This window comes from Micromonospora sp. DT48, assembly GCF_049844495.1.
Taxonomy (GTDB): domain Bacteria; phylum Actinomycetota; class Actinomycetes; order Mycobacteriales; family Micromonosporaceae; genus Micromonospora.
Map to the genome: position 1 here is coordinate 22,354 of NZ_JBNCLE010000036.1, position 6,934 is coordinate 29,287.

General features: G+C 65.8%; 9 protein-coding genes and 1 pseudogene. 1 reads left to right on the forward strand and 9 read right to left on the reverse strand.

Annotation, left to right across the window (positions count from 1 at the left end; genetic code table 11):
* Positions 1 to 33: 33 nt before the first annotated feature.
* The 7 genes from ACLQ2S_RS26355 to ltrA form a co-directional block, all read right to left on the reverse strand.
* Positions 34 to 450 carry an Imm1 family immunity protein gene (locus tag ACLQ2S_RS26355; protein WP_425703617.1) on the reverse strand — a complete coding sequence of 139 codons (417 nt, stop codon included), beginning with the start codon at positions 448 to 450 and terminating at the stop codon, positions 34 to 36.
* On the reverse strand, positions 447 to 935 hold the full coding sequence (locus ACLQ2S_RS26360) for a DddA-like double-stranded DNA deaminase toxin (RefSeq protein WP_425703631.1): 489 nt from the start codon (positions 933 to 935) through the stop codon (positions 447 to 449). The genes ACLQ2S_RS26355 and ACLQ2S_RS26360 overlap by 4 nt, the downstream gene beginning before the upstream one ends.
* Complete coding sequence (locus ACLQ2S_RS26365) at positions 932 to 1,459, reverse strand: DUF6244 family protein (RefSeq protein ID WP_425703619.1); 528 nt, start codon at positions 1,457 to 1,459, stop codon at positions 932 to 934. The genes ACLQ2S_RS26360 and ACLQ2S_RS26365 overlap by 4 nt, the downstream gene beginning before the upstream one ends.
* A 223-nt stretch (positions 1,460 to 1,682) precedes the next feature.
* Positions 1,683 to 1,952 carry a nucleotidyltransferase family protein gene (locus tag ACLQ2S_RS26370; protein WP_425703621.1) on the reverse strand — a complete coding sequence of 90 codons (270 nt, stop codon included), beginning with the start codon at positions 1,950 to 1,952 and terminating at the stop codon, positions 1,683 to 1,685.
* Between the two features lie 88 nt (positions 1,953 to 2,040).
* Positions 2,041 to 2,364 (reverse strand): hypothetical protein, encoded by a 324-nt coding sequence (locus ACLQ2S_RS26375; RefSeq protein WP_425703623.1) that lies wholly within the window; start codon positions 2,362 to 2,364, stop codon positions 2,041 to 2,043.
* Between the two features lie 131 nt (positions 2,365 to 2,495).
* Positions 2,496 to 2,855: a hypothetical protein gene (locus tag ACLQ2S_RS26380; RefSeq protein ID WP_425703625.1), complete on the reverse strand. Its 360-nt coding sequence runs from the start codon at positions 2,853 to 2,855 to the stop codon at positions 2,496 to 2,498.
* 38 nt (positions 2,856 to 2,893) lie between these two features.
* Positions 2,894 to 4,330 (reverse strand): group II intron reverse transcriptase/maturase, encoded by a 1,437-nt coding sequence (gene ltrA, locus ACLQ2S_RS26385; RefSeq protein ID WP_102660010.1) that lies wholly within the window; start codon positions 4,328 to 4,330, stop codon positions 2,894 to 2,896.
* A 618-nt stretch (positions 4,331 to 4,948) separates the two neighbouring features.
* On the opposite strand from ltrA, the gene ACLQ2S_RS26390 reads away from it, so the two are divergent.
* Complete coding sequence (locus ACLQ2S_RS26390) at positions 4,949 to 5,206, forward strand: hypothetical protein (protein ID WP_425703627.1); 258 nt, start codon at positions 4,949 to 4,951, stop codon at positions 5,204 to 5,206.
* Positions 5,207 to 5,503: 297 nt separating this feature from the next.
* Here the strand turns inward: ACLQ2S_RS26390 and ACLQ2S_RS26395 are convergent, their stop codons facing one another.
* Both ACLQ2S_RS26395 and ACLQ2S_RS26400 read right to left on the reverse strand, forming a co-directional pair.
* Positions 5,504 to 6,133: a hypothetical protein gene (locus tag ACLQ2S_RS26395; RefSeq protein ID WP_230462971.1), complete on the reverse strand. Its 630-nt coding sequence runs from the start codon at positions 6,131 to 6,133 to the stop codon at positions 5,504 to 5,506.
* A gap of 4 nt (positions 6,134 to 6,137) precedes the next feature.
* A pseudogene (locus tag ACLQ2S_RS26400) lies at positions 6,138 to 6,934 on the reverse strand (hypothetical protein); the annotation flags it as partial.

The window sequence follows — 6,934 nt, forward strand, 5'->3', positions numbered from 1 at the left end:
GCTATTTCACCCGTCCATGGGATCTCGCCGCGGCTACACACGGGCAGAGGGTATGTGCGGTGGTTTGCCGCCGCTCTTGAGGAAGGTGCCTGCTACCTGTATGGCCGTGTCTGGTCGCAGCCGGAGATGCTCGATGGGGTATTCGGTGGGCACCCCACCGAGGTCAAAGCGGAGTTCATGGTCCGGTGGCGGCACTGTGGGGTCGTTGAGGTAGCCGCCGTCGTCGGCGATATGTACCGCGAAAGCGTGGGTGCGATGGCCGAGGCCGATCTGCAGGCCCGGTGGCAGGTCGTCGGGGTCGTCGGTGATGTCGCTGAAGATCGTGACGACGACGCCCTCGCCGGCCTGATGAATTTCACGTAGGAGTGCTTCCAAAGCGTCGGAATCGGTCAGGTCGACCTCGTGGTTGTCGCGGTGGTCACCCCGGTCGTAGGTCCAGGTCACCTTCATGCGATCGCCTTTCCGTTTCCGGTGTAGGTGCGCCAGTGGCGTACCTGCCCGTCATCGTCTCGTACGTAGACGTCCATCTGCGCGCCGGCTGGCAATAGCCGGCAGAGGATCTTCTCGCAACCGTAGGGGGTGTAGTCGCAGGGCGGGTTGTTCGTGACCACGGCAGCATGGGTGACCTGTTCGCGGCGCATCCGGGCGGCGAGCTTGGCCTCCAGATGGTCGGTCGTGGTGGCGATGAGCTGGTAGGCCGGTTTGAGGTCGACGGCGGCAGCCGGGTCACGGCCAGACTTCATGGGTATCCGCTTTCCATTGATCAGCGCCACACCGGAGGTCGGATCCTTCGCCTGCCGTCGAGGCAGGTCGCGGGCGGCGTCCGTCAGCCATTCGGGAAGCCGTTCAGATGGAGCAGGGTCTTCGGTAGCACTCCTGGAGGTGTCGCGTGGGGTGGGCGGTTGGCTAATGTCGCTAGCACCGCCCGTAGTCAGTTTCCCAGCTCACCGACCTGCCGAGCCTGCGCCAGCGCCGCGTCGACACGGCCTCGGGCCTCAGCCCTGCGAGTACGGACGGCCGCCAGGATCTGCATCACCTGCTGCAGACGCGCCAGCGTCGGACCGGGCTGACCGCCCTGCAGCGCCGCCACGACGAGCCGCCGCGCCTCGTCGACCGCGGACGCCGCCGCAGCCACGCTGCCATCCACCGTATTCAACGCCGCGACCACCGGGGTAAGCGCGGCGATGGTCTCCTGTGGCGACGGTTGTTGCGCCACAGAACCTACGGACCGCGATGCCTCACTCAGGACGCCCGATGCCTCGTTCAACCGGGATCGGGCTCGCCCGATCACCTCTCGTACCCGGGCGAGACCGGCCGTGATGCCGATAAAGCCAGAGGCCACCGCGCGAGCGGCGATCTGCTCCATAGCGCGGTCGACCGCTGCGGTCTCCTGCTGTGACCGGTCTACACCTGCGGTCATCGCCTGCAAGTCGGCGCCGATGGTGTCGGTCAGCGACATCGCCCTATCCCCCGCTCGAACGCCCCGCGCCTACCACCCAACGGTGGCAGCCTAGAGACGCCCACCGACGGAACACAACGTCGGGAAGCGAAGCTGCCGGCGGTGTCTAACACCTGTCCGAGTTGCGGAGCGGGTCACGGCCACTGCTGGTGGCGGGGCCAAGGGTCGTCGAGGGCTGAGCCAGGTCGCCTGTCAGCCCTTGCGCCTGGCCCGATCCCAGCGTTCATTGGTGCTGCTGGTGTGGATCACTGTCCTCGGGTAGGGGTATGTGCCGAGGGCTTTGCTGGTATCGGGTGGCCAGTCGGGCGGTGGCCCGATCGTCGTTGTCCCGGCTCAGGTCGGCAGGGTCGAAGAACGCCACGTCCACATCCCGCACCGTACGCAGGTCGAACCCGGTGCCGTAGCGGCGTCCCCAGACCAGGTCTCGCAGGACACCCGCACCGATCCACGCGTCGGGCAGCCCCGAGTCCCGCGCCACGGTCAGCGCCCTCATCAGCGGCACGTTGGCCCTGACCAACTCCCGTAACTCGTCACCGCGCGCCCAACGTCTTTCGGGTCCGCCCAGCCGGCGGGCAGCGTCGTCATGGCCGTTCCGGCCCGTCGGGGTGGTTGTGGTGCAGGCGCTGGGCGAGGTGGTCGGTCAGCGACGTCGTCCACGGCACGTGCGGATCACCGGTTGCGCCAGCTGGAACGTAGCGGGTACGCCGGAACACATCGACGAGCGCGGTTGGGGGTGCTCCGGCTCGGAGTGCGGTGGTGATCGCGGTAGACAGGGCGTCGGTGAGCCCGGCCAGGGTGGAGTTGTGCGTGCCGGCCCGCAGGTCGACGTGACCGACCTCGCCGTTCGATGTGGCGGTGGTGGCCAGGCGTCCCGGAACATCATCGATCACGAACGTGCTGGTCACTTCGGTTGTCTGTCGCGACGTCGGCGGCATGTCTCTCATCGATACGATCCTTCTTCCCCGGCGTACGCCTTGAGTGCCTTGTGGTGAAGACGAGCGGGTCTGAGCTGAGGAGTTCCGGTCCGTAGGCGGCGTCACGGAGCCTCCGTCGCGGTGGTCGTCTGGTCGGCTTTGCGGGCGCAGTGCGGGCATCGTCGTGGGCAGGGCGTCTGCGGGACGACGGTGGTGAGGTTGCTGGCGTGCAGGATCGTGGTGACCGTCTGCTCGAAGGTGCTGGTCTCGCCGATGACGGTCTCCCCGGGGATGTCGAGCAGGTCGCGGTCGGTGTACCAGCTGCGCATCTGTGCGGAGGTGAAGGACATGGGTTCATCGCGGTTGAGGTGGCGGCGGACGGTCTCGTCAAAGTGGAGTCGGACCAGGGCGCGGTGGCAGCGTTGCCGCTGCTCCGTTTCCCTGGCCCGCTCCCCGCACCCGGCGTGCCTGTCTCCAGGCACCGGGCGCTCCACAAGCCCGCCGAGCGGTGTTCCCCGCCTCATGCCATGGCCTGCCAGGGAGAGGGGATGACTGTTCCCCGGTATCGGTAGCGCGTGGTGCGCACTCCCGCCGGGTTGAACAGTGTCCGCTCTCCGTCTGCCGGCCACCAGCCGCCCGAGCAGTACAGCCGACGCAGTTCCCGCCAGTTGCGCTGGCGGTGCTTGCGTCGTATCCACCCGAAGACCCGCTCCCACACGTACTTGCGTAGGAACCCGAACGTGCTGGACGAGACGCCCGACCGGAAGTGGGCGCACCACCCTTGCAACGCCGGGTTGAGCAGGCCAAGCAGGACTGTCAGGGGCTGGTTCGTTCCTGTACGGCGGCATAACGCCTTCACCTTCCCCATCACCGTCTTCACGGCTTTCCGGGCCGGGTAGGTGTAGACGTAATGCTGGTTTGTCCCTCGCTTCCGGTGACGCTGGATGCGCCACCCGAGGAAGTCGAGTCCCTCATCGATATGGGTGATCAAGGTCTTCTCTGGTGACAGGCGAAGGCCCATCGTCAGCAGGACCTCAGCGATCTCGTCCCGTAACGCCACCGCGTCGTCTCTGGTGCCCTTCACCATCAGACACCAGTCATCGGCGTACCGAATGAGCCTGTAGTTCGGTAGGCCATGACGACGCCGTGTGGCGCGCCTTGCGTTGCTGACGTTCGGCCCGCCGGGTGCACGGGCGACATGCTCGTCCAGCACCGAGAGGGCGACGTTCGACAGCAGCGGGGACAGGATCGACCCTTGCGGGGTGCCGGTGTTGGTCTCCCGAAGCTGGCGATCTTCGGTGAAGATGCCCGCCTTCAGGAACGCCTTCACCAGGGCCAAGACGTGCTTGTCCCCGATTCGAGCCCGCACCCTTTCCATCAGGGCGGGGTGTGAAATCTCATCGAAGCACGCCTTGATGTCTCCCTCCACGATCCACTCATACTTGCGCGGTGGGGACGCGAGGAAGCGCACCTCGGCTACCGCATCATGCGTGCGGCGGTTGGGACGGAACCCGTAGCTGCACGGGAGGAAATCCGCCTCAAAGATCGGCTCCAGCACCAGCTTCAAGGACGCCTGGACCACCCGGTCAGTGATCGTCGCAATACCCAATCGGCGGCGTTTACCGCCCGGCTTGGGGATCATCCGTTCCCGGACCGGCAGCGGCTGGAAGCTGCGCTCCTTCAACGAGGACCGCAGCCGACCGAGGTAGTTCTCGACCCCCAGCTGCTGTTCGATGGACGGCACTGTCAATCGGTCCACCCCAGCGGTTCTGGCGCCCTTGTTTCCCCGAACCCGATACCACGCCACCAGAAGGAAAGCGGGATCGGCGACGAGGTTGTACAGGTCATCGAATCTGCGAGTTGGGCTCTCACCCGCCCATCCGTGCAGCTTCGTCTGGATCTTCAGTACCCGGTGCTCGGCGCGCATCAGCGTCAGCTCCAGTTCGTCGGTATTCACCGGCGACAGCCCTCCTGACATTCCAGATCTTCCACTGCTGGCTTGCTGGCCCCCTTCGCCCTGCGGCCGGCTTTCCCGGCCCCCATGACGGGTCGTCACTCCCGCGACTACTACGGGGCCTCCGTCCCACCCGCGACCGTCAGTCGGCAGCGGACCTGCCCTTCACCAGACCGGATGCCTGGCACGAGGGCGACCGCGGATGGTTCCCACGTTCACTGCACTCCGATTCGCGGATGAGGTGCCCGACTTTGCTCCGGCAGCTTCGCCAGCGGTACGCCGCAGACCTTCCCACTGGCCTCCTCACCGGCGTATCTATCCGGCTACGGAGTTGACCGCCACGGTGGACCGAGACGGTCACGCACTGCTCAACGGCCCAGATCCACCAGGTTCGAGCCGCCACCTCGCTTACGGAACTTCGGACATCGGTTCCTCGCGTACACCTTTCCGCGTCGCTTGCCGGACCCGACCCGTCTGGCAGTACCAGGCCGTCCCGGCGTTGTCAGGACTGCTCCCACCCTCCTCGGCGCTCCCCGAGTCGGGCTGTCCTCAGCTTCACCACCCTGCTGCGACTGGGCGGCGGTGGAGTTCTCTCACCTCCACTCGGTAATGCAGCGCCTCGTGGCGCACGGACACGTCCAGGTAGAACACGGCAACTGGTCCGGGATGGTCGCCGATGAGCTGGTGCAGGACGGTGGCGTAGCGTTCGGTGTGCAGGATGCCTTCGAGGATGACGTGGTAGCCCAGGTCGAGGGCAGTGCGCGCCGTAGCGGCGATAAACGCCGGGGCGACCGGGTCGATTCGGGCGCTGTCGTGTTCCCGGAGCACGGTTCTGCGCAGGTAGTCCTGTTCGAGCTTACCGACCGGTCCCAGCGTTGATACGTCTCTGAGCTGGGCTTAGGCGGCGTGAACATGTTCGTGACGTCATGTAAAGCAGCGTGGCAGACCCGAGCCAGCAGGTTCGGGACGTCAGAGATCTTCCGACGCTCGCACCAGCTTCGGCCCGCAGCAGCCGCGACCACACTCGGGGTCGAGTCCTGTAGGCAATGGCGATGCCGAGATCGGGCATGGCGCGCGTCTGGCCGATGGGTGCGGGGGGCAGCGGTTCGGCTGAGCAGTTGATCTGCTGCCGGCATCGATTGGTGCCAGGTTGATCTGCATGAGGACGGAGGGGCGTCAGGCGGGGGCGATTTCGCCTTGGGTCAGCTCGATGTTCGGGAACTCGTATCGTTCCCGCATGGCAGCGGCCAGGTCCGCGGTCGCTTGGTCGACCATGACCATGACGCCGGATCCGTCGGCGCGGGGTGCCACTGCCGCGACGGCCATTCCTTCGGTTTGCCAGTAGGGGATGTCCTTCATGATGTTGTCCGACACCTCGTTGAGCACGGTGCGTGGATGTTGCGCGTCGGCGAAGGCCAACTGGACTTCCGGGTGTCGAAGGCGCAGACCGGTGTCGAGTTCGTCCACTCGTGGCACTGGCACGCGGTGGATCACCAGTGCTGCTCCATCGGTGCTCATGCCTGAGTACGAGTTGGTGGGGTAGGTGCGTTCGGCGTCGCGGATCAGCAGTTCTCGCGGTGTGTCACCGAGAGTCGTGGAGGGCGTCGTCAGGAGTTCCCGGGTTTGGGCTGGTGTCGGCCCCGCCGGTTGTCCGAGATCATTGGCTTCGGATCCGGCGCACCCTGCTGTCGCCGCCAGGAAACTGGCTGCGACCAAGCCGATTCGTTGCATACGCATGGCAAGATTCAGCATAGCGGCGGCCCTGCCGTCGGGCCACATCGATGTATGGCCCGACGGCGAGGTCATCGGTTCAGCTGGTGGCGATGGTCAGGTTGAAGTGCGACAGGATGCTGCCGATATTGATGTGCAACGCGACCCGCGAGCACAGGCGCCCGGTGTAGTCATACCCCTGGCAGGTGCCCTCGAACTGCTGCCCGGTCCTGACAGCGCTGATGATGCCCAACGCCCTGAAACCGCCGGTGTCGTAGCCGATCGTCGGCCCACCGCTGTCACCCTGACCGACGGATGCAACCCCTGCCAAGTGTTCAGTCATAAACGCCGGGCCAGTGACGTTTCCGTTCAGGTTGAAGTACATGTTGGTTTCCGTGATTCTCGTGTTGCAGTCGTTGCCGCTGAAGCCACCGGAGGTGCAGGCCACATCGTTGAGAACGGCACTGGCCCAGCCTACGATCGGTACGCCGGAGTTGGAGTTGAAGGGGCCGGTGAAGACAGCACCCTGGTAGGTTTGCTCGCTGATGGTCATGGCGTCGAGAGCCACCGAGCCGCTGTTGGAGCGTCCGACGTAGAGTTGGTAGAGCGGGGTGTACCAGTTGGTGTTCGCTCCGCAGTGCCGTGCGGTGATCATCACCTGGGCGTTAGTGGACGTTCTGGCTGCGAACCCGGCGGTGCAGAGGGCGCCGGTGCCTGTCCAGATGACGCTGCCGCCCCAGAACGGCGTGACGTCGTCCCAGCGTCCGGCCGGCTGAATCGCCGATCCGGCCGTCACCTGAACGGGAATCCTGTTCGCGCGTAGTACGGCAGCCGCCATTGGCGGTCTGACCTGGCAGGATGCGGTGGTGGGGCGTGCGAAGTGGACGCAGCCGCCCT

Excerpts from the sequence above, each read along its gene's own strand:
- ACLQ2S_RS26355 (WP_425703617.1), bottom strand. The coding sequence starts at position 450 with ATGAAGGTGACCTGGACCTACGACCGGGGTGACCACCGCGACAACCAC.
- ACLQ2S_RS26365 (WP_425703619.1), bottom strand. The coding sequence starts at position 1,459 with ATGTCGCTGACCGACACCATCGGCGCCGACTTGCAGGCGATGACCGCA.
- ACLQ2S_RS26370 (WP_425703621.1), bottom strand. The coding sequence starts at position 1,952 with ATGAGGGCGCTGACCGTGGCGCGGGACTCGGGGCTGCCCGACGCGTGG.
- ACLQ2S_RS26395 (WP_230462971.1), bottom strand. The coding sequence starts at position 6,133 with ATGACCTCGCCGTCGGGCCATACATCGATGTGGCCCGACGGCAGGGCC.